19 protein-coding genes are annotated in these 22414 nt (G+C 47.4%); 13 read left to right on the plus strand and 6 right to left on the minus strand.

The window, feature by feature from the left end; genetic code table 11:
- Positions 1-148: 148 nt before the first annotated feature.
- Genes hemY through hemC form a run of 4 tightly spaced genes read right to left on the minus strand, consistent with a single transcriptional unit; the run spans position 149 to position 4237 of the window.
- Entirely contained in the window at positions 149-1330 is a 1182-nt protein-coding gene (hemY, locus tag LPW36_RS08335) for a protoheme IX biogenesis protein HemY (protein WP_230609101.1), read from the minus strand.
- A 2-nt stretch (positions 1331-1332) separates the two neighbouring features.
- Positions 1333-2538 (minus strand): uroporphyrinogen-III C-methyltransferase, encoded by a 1206-nt coding sequence (hemX, locus tag LPW36_RS08340; protein ID WP_230609103.1) that lies wholly within the window; start codon positions 2536-2538, stop codon positions 1333-1335.
- A gap of 17 nt (positions 2539-2555) precedes the next feature.
- Positions 2556-3299, minus strand: a complete 744-nt coding sequence (gene hemD / locus LPW36_RS08345; protein ID WP_230609105.1) for a uroporphyrinogen-III synthase — start codon at positions 3297-3299, stop codon at positions 2556-2558.
- Complete coding sequence (hemC, locus tag LPW36_RS08350) at positions 3299-4237, minus strand: hydroxymethylbilane synthase (protein ID WP_230609108.1); 939 nt, start codon at positions 4235-4237, stop codon at positions 3299-3301. The genes hemD and hemC overlap by 1 nt, the downstream gene beginning before the upstream one ends.
- 353 nt (positions 4238-4590) lie before the next feature.
- Between hemC and LPW36_RS08355 the strand changes: the two genes are divergently transcribed.
- Positions 4591-7149, plus strand: a complete 2559-nt coding sequence (locus LPW36_RS08355) for a class I adenylate cyclase (RefSeq protein WP_230609110.1) — start codon at positions 4591-4593, stop codon at positions 7147-7149.
- Between the two features lie 97 nt (positions 7150-7246).
- Here the strand turns inward: LPW36_RS08355 and cyaY are convergent, their stop codons facing one another.
- Positions 7247-7570 carry an iron donor protein CyaY gene (cyaY, locus tag LPW36_RS08360; RefSeq protein WP_230609116.1) on the minus strand — a complete coding sequence of 108 codons (324 nt, stop codon included), beginning with the start codon at positions 7568-7570 and terminating at the stop codon, positions 7247-7249.
- A 78-nt stretch (positions 7571-7648) separates the two neighbouring features.
- On the opposite strand from cyaY, the gene lptM reads away from it, so the two are divergent.
- The 9 genes from lptM (at position 7649) to LPW36_RS08405 (ending at position 17448) form a co-directional block, all read left to right on the plus strand.
- Complete coding sequence (gene lptM / locus LPW36_RS08365; protein ID WP_230609119.1) at positions 7649-7837, plus strand: LPS translocon maturation chaperone LptM; 189 nt, start codon at positions 7649-7651, stop codon at positions 7835-7837.
- Positions 7838-7963: 126 nt separating this feature from the next.
- The gene (gene lysA / locus LPW36_RS08370; protein ID WP_230609122.1) at positions 7964-9214 is read left to right on the plus strand and encodes a diaminopimelate decarboxylase; all 1251 of its coding nucleotides are present in this window, start codon (positions 7964-7966) and stop codon (positions 9212-9214) included.
- Positions 9215-9330: 116 nt separating this feature from the next.
- Positions 9331-10155, plus strand: coding sequence for a diaminopimelate epimerase (dapF, locus tag LPW36_RS08375; protein WP_230609125.1), 825 nt, complete (start codon positions 9331-9333; stop codon positions 10153-10155).
- The gene (locus LPW36_RS08380; protein ID WP_230609129.1) at positions 10152-10868 is read left to right on the plus strand and encodes a DUF484 domain-containing protein; all 717 of its coding nucleotides are present in this window, start codon (positions 10152-10154) and stop codon (positions 10866-10868) included. The genes dapF and LPW36_RS08380 overlap by 4 nt, the downstream gene beginning before the upstream one ends.
- On the plus strand, positions 10865-11791 hold the full coding sequence (gene xerC, locus LPW36_RS08385; RefSeq protein ID WP_230609132.1) for a tyrosine recombinase XerC: 927 nt from the start codon (positions 10865-10867) through the stop codon (positions 11789-11791). Before LPW36_RS08380 ends, xerC begins: the two co-directional genes overlap by 4 nt.
- Positions 11791-12507: a 5-amino-6-(5-phospho-D-ribitylamino)uracil phosphatase YigB gene (gene yigB / locus LPW36_RS08390; RefSeq protein ID WP_230609136.1), complete on the plus strand. Its 717-nt coding sequence runs from the start codon at positions 11791-11793 to the stop codon at positions 12505-12507. The genes xerC and yigB overlap by 1 nt, the downstream gene beginning before the upstream one ends.
- Positions 12508-12550: 43 nt before the next feature.
- Complete coding sequence (gene uvrD / locus LPW36_RS08395; protein WP_230609139.1) at positions 12551-14713, plus strand: DNA helicase II; 2163 nt, start codon at positions 12551-12553, stop codon at positions 14711-14713.
- 520 nt (positions 14714-15233) lie between these two features.
- Positions 15234-16184: a magnesium/cobalt transporter CorA gene (corA, locus tag LPW36_RS08400; protein WP_230609141.1), complete on the plus strand. Its 951-nt coding sequence runs from the start codon at positions 15234-15236 to the stop codon at positions 16182-16184.
- Between the two features lie 202 nt (positions 16185-16386).
- A complete protein-coding gene (locus tag LPW36_RS08405) occupies positions 16387-17448 on the plus strand; it encodes an AbrB family transcriptional regulator (RefSeq protein ID WP_338085974.1) in 1062 nt (353 codons plus the stop codon).
- Here the strand turns inward: LPW36_RS08405 and rarD are convergent.
- On the minus strand, positions 17445-18332 hold the full coding sequence (gene rarD, locus LPW36_RS08410; protein WP_230609145.1) for an EamA family transporter RarD: 888 nt from the start codon (positions 18330-18332) through the stop codon (positions 17445-17447). The genes LPW36_RS08405 and rarD overlap by 4 nt on opposite strands.
- Before the next feature lie 351 nt (positions 18333-18683).
- Here rarD and recQ point away from each other — a divergent pair, with 351 nt between their 5' ends.
- The 3 genes from recQ (at position 18684) to rhtC (ending at position 22405) form a co-directional block, all read left to right on the plus strand.
- Positions 18684-20513: an ATP-dependent DNA helicase RecQ gene (gene recQ / locus LPW36_RS08415; protein ID WP_230609148.1), complete on the plus strand. Its 1830-nt coding sequence runs from the start codon at positions 18684-18686 to the stop codon at positions 20511-20513.
- Between the two features lie 10 nt (positions 20514-20523).
- Positions 20524-21645 carry a polysaccharide deacetylase family protein gene (locus tag LPW36_RS08420; RefSeq protein WP_230609150.1) on the plus strand — a complete coding sequence of 374 codons (1122 nt, stop codon included), beginning with the start codon at positions 20524-20526 and terminating at the stop codon, positions 21643-21645.
- A 127-nt stretch (positions 21646-21772) separates the two neighbouring features.
- On the plus strand, positions 21773-22405 hold the full coding sequence (gene rhtC / locus LPW36_RS08425; protein WP_230609152.1) for a threonine export protein RhtC: 633 nt from the start codon (positions 21773-21775) through the stop codon (positions 22403-22405).
- The last annotated feature ends 9 nt before the right edge of the window (positions 22406-22414 follow it).

The raw sequence follows: 22414 nt of genomic DNA on the forward strand, positions 1-22414 counted from the left end.
TGACCTGATTTTTTTCTCACACTTGCCCTTATAGGCAAGTGTTTTTTTTGCCTGAAATTTACCGCCTGATTATTAAACCAGAAGCAACTTGGGCCCGAAAATAAAAACGGGCCCACATATGGACCCGTTTCATGACGATAATATATGCTTACTTCAGAGATAAAGCTAATCCCTGACGTCGCACTTGTGCGGCTTCCTGAGAGCGGTTTAACTTATCCAGTGCGTCTGCCAGTAAGGCATAATCTTTGGCATCCGGATGTTGCTCAATCGCTTGTTTCAATACCACGCTGGCTTGCTCCCACTCACCGTGCTTCATTAAGAGTTGGCCCAGTGTGCTGTTTAGCAGTGGAGTTGCCCCGTGTTCCTGAATCTGCATTTTTAACTCTTTTTCCAGCGGCTCCGGATTACCCGATTCCAGCTTCTGAATTAACAGAATCAGCCTTTCATCATATTGATGTTTTAATCCATCCAGAATGATCTTTTGTGCCTGCTCATTGTCATCACAGTCGATAAAATGGGAAGCCAGTTCAACCTGAAGAGTTTGGTTATTGCGTACTTTACGCGGCTGGTTTTTCCACCATAGCTTCAGCCCTTCGCTACCGCTTTCAGACATGGCCTGATTCATTAAGCCGATGTAAGTATCAAGACGCAGGGTTTCCAGCGTATCTTCGTCGTAAAGCTTGGCTTTCTCGATGGAAGGGATGATTTCCAGTAAAGAGGCATAACCACCGGTTTTTAAATAGGCCTGTTGGGCCAGACGCAGTACTTCCGGATGACGAGGAGCATCATTGAGTAACTGGTCTATACCATGACGTGCAGCGTGGTATTCCCCTTGCGCTAACTGGATACGGATACGAGTAATATCAACCGGAAGTTGATCGGTATCCGCCAGCTCTGCAGCCCGGCTCAAATAATCATTGACCCGCTGACTATCGCCATTTTGCTGTGCAGCTTCAGCTGCTAACAAATAGTTCACCACCGGCTGCTCTGCATGATCGGCATTACGGGTGAGTAATTTCTCAACCTGAGAGAAATCCCCCTCGGTCAGCTTAAGCATTGCCGCGCGGGTTTGTTTACGTGCGCGGGTACTTTTACGGCCAACAAACCAACCTTTAGTACGTGCACTGGTATGGAAAATACGACGTAATACCCACTCGAGGCAGAACAGAACGATAAACAGTAATGCGATAAGAATAGCAAGACCGGTTACGCTCATCTTAATGTCGTAATTATCCGTTTGGATCATTACCGCACCCTGATGTCCTGACAGCATAGGACCTACGGCTATACCTGCAACCAGTATCAGTAATAGAAAGAGTAAACGTAGCATGTTTAACCCTCCTGATTACTGGATGGACGCGCTGAGTCCGGTACAGGTGCGGTAGTTGGAGCAGGAACCGGTGCTGGTGGCGCGATATCACGAGTACGTTTTTTCGTTACGGCATCCAACAGTGATAAACTTTTCAGCTCTTTAGGCATATCCAGGTTAATGGATTGCTGAGTGAGCTCATCAAGCTGGCTTAAAAACGCCTTGGTTGATGAGTGATCCGGATCGAAGTAGGCTCTAACCCAGGTAGAAACGCTGTCCAGCGATTGCTGATAGATTTCGCTTTGATGACGGGAAACCGCTCTGGCAGCAATCAACAATTTTAACCGCAGGTTTTCTCTCAGATAAGTGTCCTGATCTGGTGTTAATAGTGGGCTGGTTAGTTCATTAGCCGGTACATCGCGGGTACGAATAGTAATGAACTCTGACATAAAGTTATGCCAGCTGTTTTTCAAATTCTGACGCCAGTCTTTTAGCTCACCGCTAACTTCAGTGCTGTTTTTATCCAGCGGTGTGTTATCCCAGTCGGTACTGGCGGATGGCAGGTTCATCACCTGATCTGAAAGTTCATTTAATCTCAGGGCAATACCGTCGAAATCGATTTGGCTTACCGCAGAGATGGAGTTGATATCCTGAATAATAGCCTGACGAACTTCGCTTAAGCTTGGGTCATTAAATTCAGACAGTGATTGGTCCGCACTTTTTAGCATATTGACTGCTGTTGCCGCATCTTGCTCAATCCACAGCTTACGAGCAGCCATTTTTACCAGAAAATCAGCTTCAGACAGATGCCATATTTTGCTGTCGTTGGAAGCAATAGTCGTGACCTTATTTTGTAGCTCTTGCAGCGTAGACAACTGAGCATTCAGCTTATTATTTTGCTCGGTTATCTGCTTTTCGGTGTTTTTCAACTGCTGAGTAAACTCATTTTGTGAAGCCAACAGCTGACCATCTTCTTTAGACTGGCCGGTTTTTAGCGTATCAATTTGAGCCTGTAACTGCTGTATTGTTGCCTGCTGGGATGCAGCCCATTGATGACCGTGGTAATAAAGACCACCGCCAAGCGCAATGACTAAAGCGATAGCAATCGCTCCTAATGCAACACCAGACCGGCTACCTTGCCTGACTTTTGGCGTTTGAGTATTTGTTTCTTTTTCAGCTGACACGTTCTCTTGTTCAACTGGTGCTGATGGGGTCGTTGAATCCGTCATCTTGGCACATCCCGTAGTTAAATTTGTTGTAGCGCACGCAATAGCGCATCGTTATCTGCATTATCTGCAATTTGGCAATGCATCCAGCCTAGTGTGCTGGCCAGAGCAGCAAGTCGTTCACTGACTACCAGTAATTGGCAACTAAGTAACCAGTTACGATAGCGCTCAGGAACCAATTCGTACAGCTGTTGTAACATTTCTCCACTGGTAATTACCAGCGTGTTAACGTGCATTTGCTGCCAATGATGGCAAAGTTTCTCGCCGTCATAGGGTATCGGGTGGCGTTGATAACATTCACAAAATGTTACTTCAGCTCCCCGTTTTTTAAGCTGTTCCGCCAGAAATGGCCTTCCGCCGTTTCCTCGCAAAATCAACACTCTTTTACCGGCAACATGCTGTAATTGAGGTAATTTTAGCAGTTGCTCGCTGATTTCGCGACCTTCAGGGCGGGCTACCGGATAGTTTGTCACTTTTTCAAGTTCTCTGGCAGTTTTTTCCCCGATAGCCAAATAATCAATATTATCAGGCCAGGCGTGGTTTTCTTTGAGCAGCGTATCCCGTGCGTAATATACCGCATGTTGGGAGGCGGCGATCAGTAAGTCACCCTGACGTAACATATTTAAATTGTTGGGTAAGCTATTGAGTTCGTCACCGGGAGCAAAGCTAATTAATGGGGTATGGTAGGCATTGAACCCCAGAGCAATGAGTTGTTTAACTAACTCATCACCTGCAGGAGTGGGGCGGGTAACCAGTATGGTCATCAGGGCTGATTATCCTGATAGACACATTGCAGAATTTCATCTGCTCCCTGACTGAGCAGTTCTTCAGCCAGAGCAATTCCCATCTTTTCAGCATCGGAGGCCGGACCACGGCGTTCCCCACGGATCATCTTACTACCGTCTGGTGCGCCAACCAGCGCCCGGAGCCAAAGCTCATCGCCTTCCAGCTCGGCATAACTGCCAATAGGTACCTGACATCCACCTTCAAGGCGGGCATTCATAGCGCGTTCAGCAATAACCCGGGTTTCTGTTGCGGCATCGTTTAGCGGTACTAACAGCTCACGGGTTCTCAAATCGTTCAGACGACACTCGATACCTACGGCACCCTGGCCTACGGCCGGTAAGGACTCTTCTGGTGTCATAAAGCTACTGATACGTTGTTCCAGCTTCAGACGTTTTAAACCGGCAGCGGCCAGAATAATGGCATCATACTGACCATTATCCAATTTACTCAGACGAGTACCGACATTACCGCGTAAATCAGTGATGACTAAGTCAGGGCGGCGGGCACGAAGCTGGCATTGACGACGCAGACTTGAGGTTCCGACCATACTGCCGGCAGGCAATTCATCCAGTGAATTAAAACGGTTAGAGACAAAGGCGTCACGAGGATCTTCACGTTCACAAATGGTGACTAAACCTAAACCTTCAGGAAAAGCAACCGGCACATCTTTCATTGAATGAACGGCAATATCTGCCCGACCTTCCAGCATGGCAATTTCCAGCTCTTTAACGAATAGCCCTTTGCCACCTACTTTGGCCAGTGGGGTATCCAGAATGATATCGCCACGGGTCACCATGGTCACCAGTTCAACCGTCAGGTTTGGATGGAAAGCCAATAAGCGATCGCGGACATAGTGTGCTTGCCATAACGCCAGCGGGCTTTGACGAGTTGCAATGCGAATAGTGTTAGTAGACATGCTTTATCATTACCTTTTTATTATGTCGTCTCATTCTACCAGTTGGGGCCTTGGGTGTCAGCGCAGCATAAAAATTATCAATATTTGAAATGAAATGAAGTCTCGATGCTTTTTGCTGAAATTATTTATTATTCAGCAGGAAGGTCTGATATCTACCTCGAATGTTGTATTGAATTGTGAACAAAATAGTGTGGTAAGCGTTGGGGAAAGGGGGCAATACCTTTACGCCTACCTCACAAGGTGTTAAATTGATCACGTTTCTGGCAATTAATGACCGATTGTATTTGCTAAATGGACGAGCAACCAGAATGCAGTTCCTTTAACAATCTTGGAAATCAATCAGGCAAATCGTCTTGCATCTTAATATGACTCTATTAAAGCAGCGATTGGATACGCTAAATCAATTACGTATCGATCGGGCTATGGCGAATATGGGATCTGCTTTCCAGCAGGTTTACATGATGCTGCCCGTTTTTTTGCATTATCATCACCCGAAAATGCCTGGTTATCAGGATGGTATCGTTCCTAATGGTATCTGCGCCTACACGCCCAATGAAACTCAAACACAGTATCTGACAAACTTCTGCCAGAGCACCGATATTCCTCTTAATCAACATGCTACTCAGGCGCTACCAATTACAGGCGTTTACAGCATGGGAAGTACCTCCTCTGTTGGACAAAGCCAGTTTTCCGATCTGGATATTTGGATTTGTCACCAGTCATGGCTTAACGGCAACGAACGCACTATTTTGCAGGCAAAATGCCAGTTGTTAGAGCAGTGGGCTGCCTCGTTGGGAGTAGAAGTTAACTTCTTTTTGATTGATGAAAACCGCTTCCGCCAGAATCAGAGCGGTAAGCTGGATAATGAAGATTGTGGTTCAACCTTGCATATTCTGCTGTTAGATGAATTTTATCGCAGTGCCGTGCGTTTAGCCGGTAAGCCTGTTTTATGGAGTGTGGTTCCCGATGAACAGGAGATGAATTACGAAGAGTATGTTTCAGCGCTGTTTGCTGACGGCACGCTACAACGGGATGAGTGGATAGATCTGGGAGGTTTAGGATCGCTGTCTGCTGAAGAGTATTTTGGTGCCAGCCTGTGGCAGCTATATAAAAGTATTGATTCGCCGTATAAAGCGGTGTTGAAAACACTGTTGCTGGAAACCTATTCGTGGCAGTACCCACAGTCGCAACTGTTGGCAATAGAGATTAAGCAGCGCCTGCATAATGGAGAGCTGGACTCTTTCAGTCTGGATGCCTATTACATGATGCTGGAAAGAGTGACCACTTATTTACAGGCGATTGGTGATGATGCCCGTCTGGATTTGGTGCGCCGCTGTTTTTATATGAAGGTTTGTGAACGCCTGTCGGAATCGACAGAGACTATTCCGGCTCAGGGTAACTGGCGTCGGGAAATTCTCAGTCAGTTAACCCATGACTGGGGTTGGGATGCGGAACGAATGCAAATTCTGGACGACCGCGCCAACTGGAAAATTGAACGCGTTCGTGATGCGCATAATGAGCTGCTGGATGCGCTGATGCAAAGCTACCGTAACCTGATTCGTTTTGCCCGCCGTAATAATTTAAGCGTTAGTGCCAGCCCACAAGATATTGGCGTACTAACCCGTAAGTTATATGCCGCTTTTGAGGCTTTGCCGGGTAAAGTGACTTTAGTGAACCCACAGATATCACCTGATCTGTCAGAAAAGCATCTCACGTTTATTCAGGTGCCTGTTGATCGGGCCAACCGTGCCGGATGGTATTTATATAATCAGGCTCCACAGGTTGATTCTATTATTGGTCATCAACCGCTGGAATATAACCGTTACCTGAGCAAACTGGTGGCCTGGAGCTATTTTAATGGCTTATTGACGCCTGATACGCATCTGCATGTTAAAAACAGCCAATATTGCAGCAATGAAAAGTTACAGGTGTTTGTTGCCGATATTGCGAAACATTTTCCATTAAGGGTGCCAGCTCCCACACCGAAGGCGCTGTATAGCCCTTGTGAGATTCGGCATTTGGCGCTGATTGTTAATCTGGAAAATGACCCGACAGAATCCCTGCTACAGCAAGATACTCCGCCGTTTGACCTCGGTAAATTAGATGTATTCAGCTTTGGCAGTCAGGAACAGTGCCTGATTGGTAGCGTAGACTTGTTGTATCGTAATTCGTGGAATGAAGTTCGTACGCTACATTTTAGCGGCAGCCAGGCGGTAATCGAAGCGCTGAAAACTATTCTGGGTAAGATGCATCAGGATGCTTTGCCCCCTGAATCAGTAGATGTCTTTTGTTACAGCCAGCATCTGCGAGGGTTAATTCAGACGCGCCTACAACAGCTGGTGTCGGAATGTATCAGCCTGCGTTTATCCAGTACGCGCCAGGATTCAAACCGTTTTAAAGCATTACGTCTTGCAGGACAAACCTGGGGGTTATTCTTTGAACGCCTGAGTGTTTCAGTGCAAAAATTGGAAAATGCCGTCGAGTTTTATGGTGCGATTTCCAACAATAAGCTCAATGGAATTCCGGTCCAGCTAAAAGCGGGTCAGGAACATTTGCCCGAAATCATTGACGGTTCTGCCAGTGAGGGCATTATCCAGTTCTTCTTTGAAGATACGGATAAGGGGTTCAATATCTATATTCTGGATGAGTTAAATCGGGTTGAAGTCTATTTGAACTGTCAGGGGTGTATTGAAGAGTTGGTATGCGATGTCAGCCGTTTCTATGCCTCTTCCCATGAACGTTTCACTTATGGTTCGGGCTCGGTCAACTTTAACCTGCCACAGTTTTATCAGATTATTCAGTCAGAAGGGGAAGCGCGAATTATCCCTTTCAACAGCAACTCTATTTCGCCGTTGAGCGCGCCATCGGTGCCGATCACTAAAAAAGATATTCTGCTTAGTCATACGTTTTGATATCTGGCAGGTAGAGTTTTCCGGTCGGCGTTTAAATAACTTTTGTTACGACCGGAATATTATCTAATCTTGATTTGGATAACCTGGTTGCGAAAAATTAATCCCGCAGATAAACCTCTTCCCCCGCTTGTTCAGTGCAGGCTTCTGATAGCACAGAGAAAAATTCCTGACCGCTGCGATCGCAAAACCATTGACCATCACGATAGTCAAAATGATATCCACCACCCTTGGTTGCCAGCCAGACTTGATGCATAGGCTCTTGTTTGTTAATGATAATCTTGGAGCCATTCTCAAAAGAGAGTGACATCACCCCACCATTGATTTCATAATCAATATCGGCATCGCTATCGATGCTATCAATGGCTTCTTCGATGTTATGCATCAGTTTTTCGGCCAGTTGATGAAACTCAGTATCATTCATAATCAGAATTCCTATTGCTTTTCGTGATCTAGCTGCGATTATAGAGGGCTAAACAAAATGAATCACAGGCTTATTTTAATGAATACATTTTTTCGTTGCTCACTCTTATTACTGACAATTTTTTGGCTTGCTGGCTGCGGCTTGAAAGGGCCTTTATATATGCCAACGGACGAGCCACCTAAGAAGGAGTCTCCGCTAAAACCGACGCAATCACAACCTGCACAAACAGAAAATAATACCCAGGTTGATAAAGCGTCCAAAGAGTAATCTTTGGTTTATCCGCTAAAGTTTACTTTTATCACGCAGCCAACAGAGAGTGCGTGCCAGGGACATTCAGGGTATTTCGGTTGTACCAGATAAATACAGCATAAAAAAACAGATTAGGCAGACACTATGGATTACTTTAATTACAAAGACGGGCAATTATTTGCTGAAGATGTACCGGTGGCAGAGTTAGCCTCTCGTTTTGGTACGCCTCTTTATATCTATTCCCGGGCAACGATTGAGCGCCACTGGCATGCATTTAATGATGCGCTATCAGGTCATCCTCATCTGATTTGTTATGCGATTAAGGCCAATAGCAATCTGGCATTTCTGAATATTCTGGCTCGCTTAGGCTCAGGTTTTGACATCGTTTCACAAGGTGAATTGGAACGCGTTTTGGCTGCTGGCGGCGATCCGGCGAAAATTGTGTTTTCTGGTGTGGCCAAGTCGAAAGTTGAGATTTGTCGGGCACTGGAAGTGGGTATTCGCTGTTTTAATGTGGAATCTATTCCTGAATTACACCGTATTAATCAGATCGCAGGTGAAATGAGAGTTAGAGCGCCGATTTCGTTACGTATTAACCCGGATGTGGACGCCAAAACCCACCCTTATATTTCTACCGGCCTGAAAGAGAATAAGTTTGGTATCAGCTATCAAAAAGCGCGTGAGGTTTATCGCCTGGCAAATGAGATGTCGAATATTGATATCAGAGGTGTCGATTGCCATATTGGCTCTCAGCTTACAGAACTGTCTCCTTTCCTTGACGCGACCGACCGTCTGTTGGTTTTACTGGACCAGCTTAAAGAGGATGGTATTGAGATCCATCATCTGGATCTGGGGGGGGGATTGGGCGTGCGCTATGACGACGAAACGCCACCAGAGCCGAAAGAGTATGCTTCAGCCTTATTGCAAAAGCTGAAGGGCCGTGAAGGTCTGGAGCTTTGCTTCGAACCAGGGCGTGCTATTGCCGCCAACGCCGGTATCATGCTGACTAGCGTGGAGTACCTGAAAGATCAGGACGACCACCATTTTGCCATTGTTGATGCAGGTATGAACGATCTGATTCGCCCGGCTTTATATGAAGCATGGATGAAGATTATTCCGGTTATCGAAAAACCCTCCGGCCAGCGTCAAACCTATGATGTTGTTGGGCCGGTATGTGAAACCAGCGATTTTCTCGGTAAAAATCGCGAATTAACGCTGAATCCGGGGGATTTACTGGCGGTACGTAGCGCCGGAGCCTATGGTTTCACTATGAGCTCAAATTATAATACCCGCTGCCGCCCGGCAGAAATTATGGTTGATGGTGTACAGGCTCATGTGGTGCGTGAGCGAGAGAATTTTGAAGATTTGTGGCGCGGTGAGCATGTGGTGAAATAATATATCAGGATATACGTTTTCTGGTTTCACAGCTTCAGAATGGCTGGCCCGGCAAGACGAGAATTTAACTGGCGATAAATCAGTAAGATATAAGGTCGTCGAACGTGGGGTATGAAATGCAATTCTCTAAAATGCATGGCTTGGGCAACGATTTTATGGTTGTCGATGCGGTGACACAAAACGTCTATTTTTCACCCGAGCTGATCCGCCGTTTGGCGGACCGCCATTATGGTGTTGGCTTCGACCAATTGTTGGTGGTTGAAGCACCCTATGATCCCGATTTAGATTTTCATTACCGGATATTTAATGCCGACGGCAGTGAAGTTGCACAATGTGGCAATGGAGCCCGATGCTTTGCTCGCTTTGTTCGCCTGAAAGGATTGACCAATAAGCGAGATATCCGGGTCAGTACGCAAAATGGTCGTATGACGCTCTCGGTCAGTGAAGATGATTTGGTGACCGTCAACATGGGTGAGCCTGATTTTGATCCATCCCATGTGCCTTTTCGTGCTGCAAAAATGGAGAAAACCTACATTTTCCGTGCGGCTGAACACACGGTGCTGTGCGGTGTGGTATCGATGGGTAACCCACATTGCGTTTTACAGGTGGATAATGTAGATACCGCTAATGTGGAAGAACTGGGACCTTTGTTGGAAAGCCATGAACGCTTTCCTGAACGAGCTAATATTGGTTTTATGCAGGTCGCCCATCGTGGAAGCATTCGTCTGAGAGTTTATGAGCGCGGTGCTGGTGAAACCCAGGCCTGCGGTAGCGGTGCCTGTGCTGCTGTTGCGGTTGGTATTATGCAAGGCGTGCTGGACGAAAATGTGAAAGTTGAACTTCCCGGTGGCAGTTTGCAAATAAGCTGGAAAGGACCGGGACATCCGCTGTATATGGTAGGGCCAGCTTCACATGTTTATGATGGATTTATTCACCTATGAGCCAGCGTAAAAAAAAGGGATCAACCTCGGAGACACCGCCAGTCAGCCTTACCGATGACATGGTCAGCCAGTATCTGCTAAATAATCCTGATTTTTTTATTCGCAATGCCCGACAAATTGAACAGATGCGGGTCCCTCATCCGGTGCGAGACAGTATCTCGTTAGTTGAGTGGCAGATGGGCCGTCAGCGTAATCATATTGAGCAGTTAGAAGAAGAGATTACGTTATTGATGGAACAGGCAACCACCAATGAGATTCTGTTTACCCGACTGATTAACCTGCAATGTCAGTTGGTACAGGCCGATAGCCTGCAAGATTTATTAGATCGTTTACGGCAGTGGGCCCGTTCTCTGGGTCTGGTTGACGCAACCATTCGCCTGTTTAATGAGAAATGGCATCTGGGTGCCCCTTCGGATTTCACTCATCTTGCTCTGTCATGTCAGTCATTCGAATCAATGCGTATTCAGCGACTGGGTGACCGTAATCAATATTTAGGTTCACTGAATGGCCCGGAAATTCTGTTGTTAATGCCTGAGGCTAAAATGGTCGGCTCGGTTGCATTATCCCTGTTAGGAAAAAGAGGGGACTTAGGTATGGTGATCTTTACCAGCCGCGATCCTCAGCATTACCAGCAAGGTATGGGTACACTGATACTCGATCAACTCAGTCTGATTCTACCCGGACTGTTATTCCGATGGATAGAGCCGGTATGACAGAACACCATGACGACTTAAGTTGTCCATCTTTACAGAATCCCGTCGATAGTTTTCTGCGTTACCTGCGAGTTGAACGTCAGCTCAGTCCCTACACATTGAAAAGTTATCAGCGACAGCTGGCGGAGCTCATTGCGCTGCTGGTTGATATTGGATTAACGGACTGGACCAAACTGGATGCTGCGGGCGTGAGGATGTTGGTTACGCGTAGTAAACGTTCCGGGCTGGAGTCTGCCAGCCTGGCGTTACGGCTCTCTGCTCTGCGTAGTTTCCTGGACTGGATGATTGGTCAGGGGCAAATCACCGCTAATCCGGCGAAAGGGATTTCAACGCCGCGCAAAGGTCGCCATCTACCAAAGAATATGGATGTGGATGAGGTCAATCATCTGCTGGATATCGACTTAAACGATCCTCTGGCCGTCAGAGATCGCACTATGCTGGAACTCATGTATGGCGCGGGGCTGCGTCTGTCTGAGCTGGTTGGTTTAGACTGTCGTCAGGTGAATCTGGAGTCCGGCGAGATTCGGGTAGTGGGAAAAGGCAGCAAAGAGCGCAAATTACCTATTGGAAGAATGGCCGTAACCTGGCTAAACCGCTGGCTACCTATGCGTGAGTTTTATGCGCCGGATGATGATGCGCTGTTTGTTTCAAAACACGGTAACCGCATTTCAGCCCGTAATGTGGAGAAGCGTTTCGCAGAATGGGGTGTTAAGCAGGGCGTGAACAGCCATGTTCATCCTCATAAACTGCGGCACTCTTTTGCTACCCATATGTTAGAGTCCAGCGGAGACCTACGGGCCGTGCAAGAGCTGTTGGGACATGCTAACCTCTCCACGACCCAAATCTATACCCATTTGGATTTTCAGCATTTAAGCTCGGTGTATGATGCTGCTCATCCACGCGCCAAGAGAGGGAAATCCTGATGCATTTTTATCGACCGCTGGGGCCTGTTAAAGCACTGACCTTCGATCTTGATGATACGCTGTATGATAATCGTCCGGTTATTGAACGCACAGAACGAGAAGTGGTTAGCTTTATGCAGCAGCAGTTTCCTCAGGTGGCTGACTTAAGCCGTGAAGGATTTAACCGAATCCGCCATCAACTGCTGGAGCAGGAACCTGATATTTACCACGATGTCAGCGAATGGCGACGTCGGGCGTTTGAGACCACGCTACAGGTTCATGGTTATAGCGATAACGATGCCCGTCAGGGGGCTGAAATGACCATGGAGCATTTCAGTTACTGGCGTAGCCGTATTGAAGTACCTCAATCCACCCACACTACATTGAGCCTGTTGGCAACACAATATCCACTGGTGGCGGTCACTAACGGTAATGCCAATCCACATATGTTCGGTCTGAGTGGCTATTTTCAACTGGTGTTACGTGCCGGGCCGGATGGTCGGGCAAAGCCATTTGGTGATATGTATCTGAATGCAGCCCGACAGCTTAAACTTGCGCCAGAAACTATTTTGCATGTCGGGGATGATTTGATTACTGACGTTGCCGGAGCAATACGCCACGGCCTTCAGGCATGCTGGATTAACGATCGCGACAGAAACATCATGCATGAGCCAACCGGCTGTTTATTACCCCATATTGAAATTTCCCGGTTGGAATCGTTGTGTCGATTGATATAATCTATCCATTCATCTGTATAAATTAACAGTATATGGCCTAATAATGGACGTTTCCTACCTGCTAGAAAACTTAAATGATAAACAGCGCGAAGCTATCGCCGCTCCCCGGACCAATATGTTGGTGCTTGCCGGGGCAGGTAGTGGAAAAACTCGTGTATTAGTGCATCGTATTGCCTGGTTGCTGTCTGTTGAACACAGTTCCCCCTATTCTATCATGGCGGTAACCTTTACCAATAAAGCTGCTGCAGAGATGCGTCACCGCATCGAACAGCTAATAGGGACTAGTCAGGGTGGCATGTGGATTGGAACCTTCCACGGCCTCGCTCATCGCCTTTTACGGGCACATCATCTTGAGGCTAATTTACCGCAGGATTTCCAGATTCTGGACAGCGAAGATCAACTGCGATTATTAAAGCGAATCATTCGGGCAATGAATCTGGATGAGAAGCAGTGGGTTCCTCGTCAGGCCATGTGGTACATCAATAATAAAAAAGATGATGGCCTGCGCCCGCAGCACATTGATACTTATGGCAACGTTACTGAAGGCACATGGTTACGAATTTATCAGGCCTATCAGGAAGCCTGCGATCGTGCCGGACTGGTAGATTTTGCTGAGATTCTGCTGCGCGCTCACGAACTATGGTTGCACAAACCTCAAATACTGAACCATTATCGCGAACGCTTCACCAATATTCTGGTGGACGAGTTTCAGGATACTAACCGTATTCAGTACGCCTGGATCCGTATGCTGGCGGGTGACAGTGCTAAAGTAATGATTGTTGGTGATGACGATCAGTCAATTTATGGCTGGCGTGGTGCACAGGTCGAGAATATTCAGCGTTTTCTGGATGATTTCCCGGGGGCGCAAACCGTTCGTCTGGAACAAAATTACCGTTCAACCAGCAATATTCTGAAAGCGGCTAACGCCCTGATCGCCAATAACGATGGCCGTTTAGGTAAAGAGTTGTGGACTGATGGTGAACAAGGGGGGCCGATTTCCCTTTATTGCGCGTTTAATGAGCTGGACGAGGCCCGCTTTGTTGTCAGCCGTATTAAAACATTTCAGGACGGTGGTGGTGCTTTAACTGACTGTGCCATCCTGTATCGCAGCAACGCCCAATCACGAGTACTGGAAGAGGCGCTATTACAGGCATCAATGCCCTATCGGATATACGGCGGCATGCGATTCTTTGAACGTCAGGAAATTAAAGATTCACTGGCTTATCTGCGTTTAATTACCAATCCAAATGATGACGCTGCATTCGAGCGGGTGGTAAACACCCCAACGCGCGGTATTGGCGATCGTTCTCTGGATGTTATCCGTCATGCTGCCCGCGATCGTCAGGTTACGCTATGGCAGGCATCCATTGCTTTGCTACAGGAAAAGGTACTGGCCGGTCGGGCTGCGGGTGCTATTCAACGTTTTATTGAATTAATTGAAGCCCTGAGTCGTGAAACCAGCGAACTGCCTCTGCATGTACAAACTGACCGGGTGATCCGCGATTCGGGCCTGCGTCAAATGTATGAGCAGGAGAAAGGGGAAAAAGGCCAGGCGCGGGTAGAAAACCTGGAAGAACTGGTGACGGCGACGCGTCAGTTTAGCTTCCAGGATGAAGATATGGATTTGACGCCGCTACAGGCATTCTTGTCCCATGCCGCGCTGGAAGCGGGAGAAGGGCAGGCCGATGCCTATCAGGATGCAGTACAGTTAATGACCCTGCATTCAGCCAAAGGTCTGGAGTTTCTGCAGGTATTTATTGTCGGAATGGAAGAGGGTATGTTCCCCAGCCAAATGTCGCTGGATGAAGGTGGCAGACTGGAGGAAGAACGACGTCTGGCCTATGTGGGTGTAACGCGAGCCATGCAGAAGCTAACCCTGACCTATGCGGAAACCCGCCGTTTATACGGTAAAGAGGTGTATCACCGCCCGTCGCGCTTTGTGGGCGAGCTGCCGGAAGATTGTATTGAAGAGGTTCGCCTGCGGGCCAGCGTATCGCGCCCGGTTAGCCACAGCCGAATGGGAACACCAATAAGCCAGAATGATAGCGGATATAAGCTGGGCCAACGGGTTCGTCATCCTAAGTTTGGTGAGGGTACCATCATCAACCTTGAGGGGAGCGGTGAACATGCCCGGCTGCAAATAGCGTTTCAGGGAGAAGGCATTAAGTGGCTGGTGGCCTCTTATGCCAGATTGGAAGTGCTGTAACTAGCTAAAACAGAACGTCAGGAATATTGTTGTGTTCCTGACTCTCTCGATTCTCCTGATGTTTTAGTCATAAAACCCCCTTTTCCGTTGCCACCGTTTGTTTCGTGTTGGTTTCAGCGTCTGGTTTAAACTATAAAACCAATAAAAAATAATGAATTAATAGATGAAAATTCGACTCTGCCTGTTATACCTGTTAAATTCGGCGCGAAAATAAGCAATAAATACTTTCCAATAGTTGACAGAGTTTTTCCCGAAGGCGTAACATGCGCGCACTATTTTCCTATGGGGGCAACAGCTTTGGACATTCCCAGTCGATACTGGCTCAATGATCTTTTAATTAAGTTCAACTTCTAAGGCTATCCCTATTTGCTGATAGCCTTCGTGGTTGTCAGCGACCTCTTATATTATCCCGTCGCTAATGAGCTGGATCTAGTCTAGGTCTGATTGTTATGGCTTTTGCCAGCATGTCAGATTGTTCAATGCGTTGTCTGTATCTCCACTGTAAAAGAGGGATGACGCTATGCTAAGCGCATTTCAATTAAATCATTACCGCTTATCTCGTTTAGAGTTGGATGAGGGTGATAATCTGGCCTCGTCCGTATGGGTCGATCTGGTGGAACCAGAGGATGAAGAACGGGAACGCGTTCAGGAAGAGCTGGGCCAGTCGCTGGCAACCCGCCCGGAGCTGGACGACATTGAAGCATCGGCGCGTTTTTTCGAAGATGAAGATGGCCTGCACATTCACTCCTTCTTTTATTACGAAGATGCCGAAGACCGCGGCGGCAACGCCACCGTGGCATTTACCATTCGTGATGGTCGTTTGTTTACGCTGCGTGAGCGCGATCTACCTGCTTTCCGTCTCTACCGGATGCGAGCTCGTAATCGGGCGATGATCGATGGTAATGCTTACGAACTGCTGTTAGACCTGTTCGAGACTAAAATTGAGCAGTTGGCTGATGAAATCGAAAATATTTACAGCGATCTGGAAGCCCTGAGTCGAATTATTATGGAAGGTCATCCTGGTGATGGCTATGACGAAGCGTTGTCCACACTGGCCGAGCTGGAAGATACCGGCTGGAAGGTTCGTTTGTGTCTGATGGATAGCCAGCGGGCATTAAATTTTCTGGTGCGCAAAGCACGACTGCCGGGCAATCAGTTGGATCAGGCGCGTGAAGTATTACGAGATATCGAATCTCTGCTGCCTCACAATGAATCCCTGTTTCAGAAGGTTAACTTTCTGATGCAGGCGGCGATGGGCTTTATTAATATCGAACAAAGCCGCATCATCAAGATCTTCTCGGTGGTATCCGTAGTATTTCTGCCGCCAACGCTGGTGGCATCAAGTTACGGTATGAACTTTAAGTTTATGCCAGAGCTGGACTGGTCATTTGGTTATCCGGCAGCAATTGGCCTGATGATTTGTGCGGCGTTAGCACCTTATCTCTACTTTAAGCGTCGTAATTGGCTCTGATACCCCGTTTCCGTCAAAGATTTACCGTCTGATAGGTATAGAGTGTGCTATACCCGTTGTACTTCAGGTTGCAGATGCGTCGGCTTACTTGCCGCCTTCCTGCAACTTGAATTATTTAGGGTATATAATCATTTTATATCAATCAGCGGTGATGCCTTTGCGGGCTACGTTTCCGCTGCGTTAGTTATCAGGATGTGTAACCGTGGCAGAACGCTCTCCCATTTTTCAATGGGTCATATTGTTAATTCTCTCTCTGTTGTTATCGCTGGTGATGCTGCATTTCCACATCCCTGCGGCGATGTTACTTGGCCCAATGGTGGTTGGAGTCACCATGAGCCTCTGTGGCGCAACGGTACGTATTGATAACCGTTTTTTTATCTCTTCTCAGGCCATTCTTGGCTGCATGATTGCTCAAAACCTCTCTTCGTCTATTTTGGTCTCTCTGGCGGCAAATTGGCCGATTGTCCTTTTCATTTTGCTGGCAACGTTGTTTGCCAGCGGTATGTCAGGCTGGTTGCTGGTTCGCTTTAGCAGTCTGCCGGGTACAACCGGAGCCTGGGGGTCATCACCGGGCGGTGCGGCGGCGATGGTTGCCATGTCGGAAGAGTATGGTGCAGATGTGCGCTTGGTGGCCTTTATGCAATACCTTCGGGTGCTGTTTGTTGCCGGTTCAGCGGCGCTGGTGGTACGTATTGCTATGGGGGGAGAAGCGAAGAGCGTAGTACAAGAGCTGATATGGTTCCCTCCATTGGGCCGGGATTTTGTCGCAACTCTGGCTCTGGCCGTTATTGCCGGTTGGTTAGGGCGTCGTCTGCGTTTTCCCTCTGGTACTATGCTGTTCCCGATGTTGATTGGCGCAGGATTGCATGCAGGTGATGTATTAACCATTCAACTGCCTGAATGGCTGCTGGCAATGGCTTATGCTTTTATTGGCTGGAGCGTTGGTTTACGTTTTAATCGGGCAGTTTTTCTGCTGGCGTTAAGAACGCTGCCGCAAATTGTTATCTCGATACTGGCATTGATGTCGCTGTGCGCATTAATGGCGCTGGCGTTAACCAAAGTATTGGATATGGATTTCCTGACTGCCTATCTGGCAACCAGCCCCGGTGGGTTAGATACCGTGGCAATTATTGCTGCGGGCAGCGGGGTGGATATGTCTTTCGTTATGGCGATGCAGACTCTGAGATTATTCAGTATCTTGATGACCGGCCCGGCGATGGCGAAATTTATCTCCCGCCATGCACCAAGAAAGTCTGATAATTAACGTAATTTACGTTGGTAATACAGAGCATCAAGCACAAAGATAATCAGTGCCACCCAAATAAAGCCAAATGTAATCAGCTTATCTTTGCCAATGGTTTCACCATAAAAGACTATCGCCAGAACAAACATCAACGTTGGGCCAATATACTGGAAGAAGCCCAGAGTAGAGAGACGTAGCCTGGTAGCGGCAGCGGTGAAGAATAACAGGGGTATGGTGGTGACAACTCCCGCAGCAACCAGCAGTAAGTTCAGCGACATTGTGTTTTGGCTCAGGTGGCTGGTTGTGGTATCTGCGATAAAGAACAAATAGATCGCTGCAATTGGCAGCAACCACAGGGTTTCAATTAACATACCGGTTTGTGAATCGACACCAATTTTTTTACGCACTAACGCATACAGGCCAAAAGTAAAAGCCAGAATCAGGCTGATATAAGGAATTGAACCAAACTGCCAGAGTTGGATTGCAACGCCGCTAAAGGCCAGTGCTACTGCAATCCACTGCATACGACGAAAACGCTCGCTAAGAAATAGCATGCCGAGCAACACATTAACCAATGGGTTAATAAAGTATCCCATACTGGCTTCCAGCATATGATGATTATTAACCGCCCAGATAAACGTCAGCCAGTTACTACCAATTAATATGGCGCTTACCGCCAGCAACAATAGTTTAGTTTTATTTCGACAGGCCTGACGCACCCTATTCCACTGACGGCTGACGCTAATTAATAAGATCATAAAGAAAAATGACCAGATAACCCGATGCGTCAGTATCTCATTAGCAGGCACATAATCGATTAGCTTAAAATAGGCCGGAGCAATACCCCAGATAAAATAAGCGGCTAAAGCGAATAAAACACCCTGACGAGTCTGCTGCGATTCCATGAAATACCTTGTACTAAATACTCAAAATAGAATTTGCCAGTGTACTCCATTTTGATACTTCTTTACGTCTGAAATTAACACAAGTTATAGGATAAACAGGCTATAAATAAGGGGAAATACTTAATTAATATCGGGTGAGAGAATAGGCGCGTTGCTGATGATATCCCTTATTTTTACAGGGATAAAAACCAGTATATATCGAGGCATTTGCAGGAAAAGAGGACGTTTGCACTAAAGATTGCGAGATACCCTGTCTTTTATCAGTTATCTACCCTTTTTCCCTTTTCGAGGGACGACAAACGGCATGAATGAGCCTAAAATACCTCCCAATAAAAGTAACAGGGGATTAAGGTGTCAACTGCGGTCGTTATTAATACAGAACCTTTAGCCGCACAGGTATTACGCGACACCTTTGGCTATCATCAGTTTCGTCCCGGGCAGCAGGAGATTGTCCGCGAAGCGGTGTCTGGTCGTGACTGTCTGGTAGTGATGCCAACCGGCGGTGGTAAATCATTATGTTATCAGTTACCGGCGTTGCTGCTGGGCGGAATGACATTGGTGGTGTCTCCGCTAATTTCCCTGATGAAAGATCAGGTCGATCAGCTGCGTGCTAATGGTGTCGCTGCCGGTTGCCTTAACTCCAGCCAGACTCGTGAGCAGCAGTATGATGTGATCGCCGCCTGCCGATCCGGGCAAATTAAGCTGCTGTATGTTGCGCCTGAACGGCTGATGATGGATAACTTCCTTGAGCAACTTAACGGTTGGAATCCAACGTTGCTGGCAGTGGATGAAGCCCACTGTATTTCTCAATGGGGGCATGATTTCCGCCCTGAATACCGTGCCCTTGGTTCTATACGACAGCATTTTCCCGATCTGCCATTTATTGCCCTGACCGCCACGGCGGATGAAACCACACGTCAGGATATTATTCGCCTGCTGGATTTGCGCGATCCTCTGATTCATATTAGCAGTTTTGATCGCCCTAATATTCGCTATACCCTGATAGAAAAGTTTAAGCCAACCGATCAGCTACAACGTTTTGTTCAGGAGCAGCGCGGTAAAAGCGGCATTATTTACTGCAATAGCCGTAAAAAAGTGGAAGATGCAGCCAGCAGGCTTAAAGTCAAAGGCCTTAGCGTTGCCGCTTATCATGCCGGTATGGACAATGAGAGTCGGGAACGGGTGCAGGAAGCCTTTCAGCGGGACGATCTGCAAATTGTGGTAGCCACAGTGGCTTTTGGCATGGGTATCAATAAACCTAATGTGCGCTTTGTGGTGCATTTTGATATTCCCCGCAATATAGAATCTTACTATCAGGAAACCGGGCGTGCAGGTCGTGATGGTTTACCGGCAGAAGCGGTATTGTTTTATGATCCGGCGGATATGGCCTGGCTGCGTCGTTGTCTGGATGAAAAACCTCAGGGCGCATTGCAGGATATTGAACGTCATAAGCTGAATGCCATGAATGCATTTGCTGAGGCGCAAACCTGCCGCCGTCTGGTATTGCTTAACTACTTTGGCGAAAGCAAACAGCAGCCTTGTGGTAACTGCGATATTTGCCTCGATCCTCCTAAACAATATGATGGTTTAGTAGACGCACAGAAAGCCCTCTCCTGCGTTTATCGGGTAGGGCAACGTTTTGGTGTGGGTTATATTGCTGAAATTTTACGTGGTGCAAACAATACCCGAATTCGTGAGTTTGGCCATGATAAGCTGCCGGTATATGGCATCGGCAAAGATCAGAGCCATGAGCACTGGATTAGCGTATTACGCCAACTGATCCATCTGGGGCTTTTGACGCAAAACATTGCCCAATTCTCTGCGCTTCAATTGACCGAAGCCGCTCGCCCCGTTTTACGCGGTGAGCATCCTTTACAGTTGGCGGTGCCAAGGCTGTTAAATCTCAAATCACGCAGCAGTACAGCAACCAAAAGCTTTGCCGGTAATTACGATCGCAAGCTATTTGCTAAACTGCGTAAGCTGCGCAAATCTATTGCTGATGAAGAGAATATTCCTCCCTATGTGGTATTTAACGATGCAACATTGTTGGAGATGGCAGAACAACAGCCAACTCGCGAAAGTGAATTGTTATCAGTTAATGGCGTCGGTTATCGCAAGCTGGAGCGTTTTGGTCAGGCTTTCCTGACGCTAATACGCGATCATTTAGTCAGCCCTGATTAAAGGTGTTTGCATGAAAAAACTTATTTTGCTCATTGGGTTACTCAGTTTTAATCTGATGGCCGCAGGGCCTCAGTCAATGGCGGTTATCGATCGCAGCCAGCTATCTGACGCTGAGATTACCGATAGCGCCAGCTTTGACCGGGCATCTCAGTTAGAGATCTTAGCGTTTGCTAAAGCATTGCTGGAGAGCGAATCAATACCAGAGTCACAGCTGCCTGAAACGTTATCCTTGCCCGCTAAACGAATTGATATTAAATCGATGAATAAGATTCGTCAGAGTTTTTGGCAACGGCTGGCTAAAAGCTACCGGTTAGCCAGTACCTCTTCTGCTCAGAGCATTGAGAGGCGCGTTATTGAGGATCTGACCGTTGATAAATTTCGCCAGTTAGTTCAGCAGGCTAATGTATCTCCCGTTCGCATGGCCTTTCATCGCACCTATGTGGTTGAGCAACTGCGGTTGGCGGCTCTGTTTCCTAAAACCAGCAGTGAAATTTCGACTTTCTCTGATAATGAAGTGACGGGAGAAAGTTTTGCTGACCGCCAGTTCGTTTTGACCTTTGATGATGGCCCCAGCCCGGAGAATGGTAGCACCGTTCAACTGATAGATACCCTTAATCGACATCAACTACATGCCTATTTCTTCGTTTTGGGAGAAAGTTTTCAGCGTCGTTTACAACAGCAGTCCAAAGAGCAATTGATGGATTTGTATCAGGGTCAATGCGTTGGTTCTCACGGCTGGCAGCATAAATCACACGCCAGTTGGGCAGATTGGCAAAATTCGGTATTAGAAAGTTTAAACCTGATTAGTAAAACTATTCCTAATAGCTATGCGCTTAGCTTCCGCCCTCCTTATGGCCAGCGTCGGGCAGATAGCGGCGCTTTTTTCCGCCAATATCAGATCCCGGTAGTGTTATGGAATATTGATTCTCAGGACTGGAGCCAAAAAGTGAGTACGCAACAGGCCAGCGATCGCGTTCTCACGCTAATGTTACTCTGGCGCAAAGGCATTATTCTTTTCCATGACGTGCATACTAAAGCGCCTGCTTCGGTTGACTATCTGTATACGTTGATGAGTAATGCGGGTGTGACCTGGCAGGATTGCCGCCGTGGTGAGATGACGAAAATCCAATAATGCCAGACTGTTATCTTTTGGGTGGAAGAGTACAATAAACTACCAGACAGCAGGGGGATTGATTGCCACTGCTGTTATTTTCCGTTATTTCAATATCCCGTTTTTCTGAAGATTAAAGAGAACTTCCATGACGCTATTTTTAACCGTTGCAGTGGTCCAACTGGTGGCGCTGGCCTCACCGGGGCCCGACTTCTTTTTCGTGTCGCAAACGGCCGTTAGCCGCTCACGACGTGAAGCAGTGTATGCCGCAATCGGTATTATGAGCGGCATTATGGTATGGGCTGCTATCGCGTTATTAGGGCTGCATATTCTGCTGCAACAGATGGCCTGGTTGCATAGCCTGATTGTTATCTGCGGTGGTGCTTATTTGTGCTGGATGGGGTTCTGTCTGTTACGATCGGCGTTTAGTCAGTCTCAGCCACAGTCACATGATACTTTTGCAGAGTCTGAAAACACGCCCCTCCATAGTCACGCTTTTCTGCGGGGGCTATTTACCAATCTGTCCAACCCAAAAGTACTGGTCTATTTTGGTAGTGTATTTTCCGTATTTGTAGGTGACGATATTGCCAGCAGTACGCGCTGGGGATTGTTTGCTCTGATCGCAGTCGAAACGCTGATTTGGTTTACCCTGGTTGCGTTTATTTTTGCTCTACCGGTGATGCGTCGCGGTTATCAGCGCGCCGCCAGGTGGATTGATGGTATCGCTGGAGCACTGTTTGCTGGTTTTGGATTGCATCTGATTACCTCTCGTTTTTACTGATTTCAGTAT

This window comes from Limnobaculum eriocheiris (assembly GCF_021010575.1).
In the GTDB taxonomy this organism is placed as follows: domain Bacteria; phylum Pseudomonadota; class Gammaproteobacteria; order Enterobacterales; family Enterobacteriaceae; genus Limnobaculum; species Limnobaculum eriocheiris.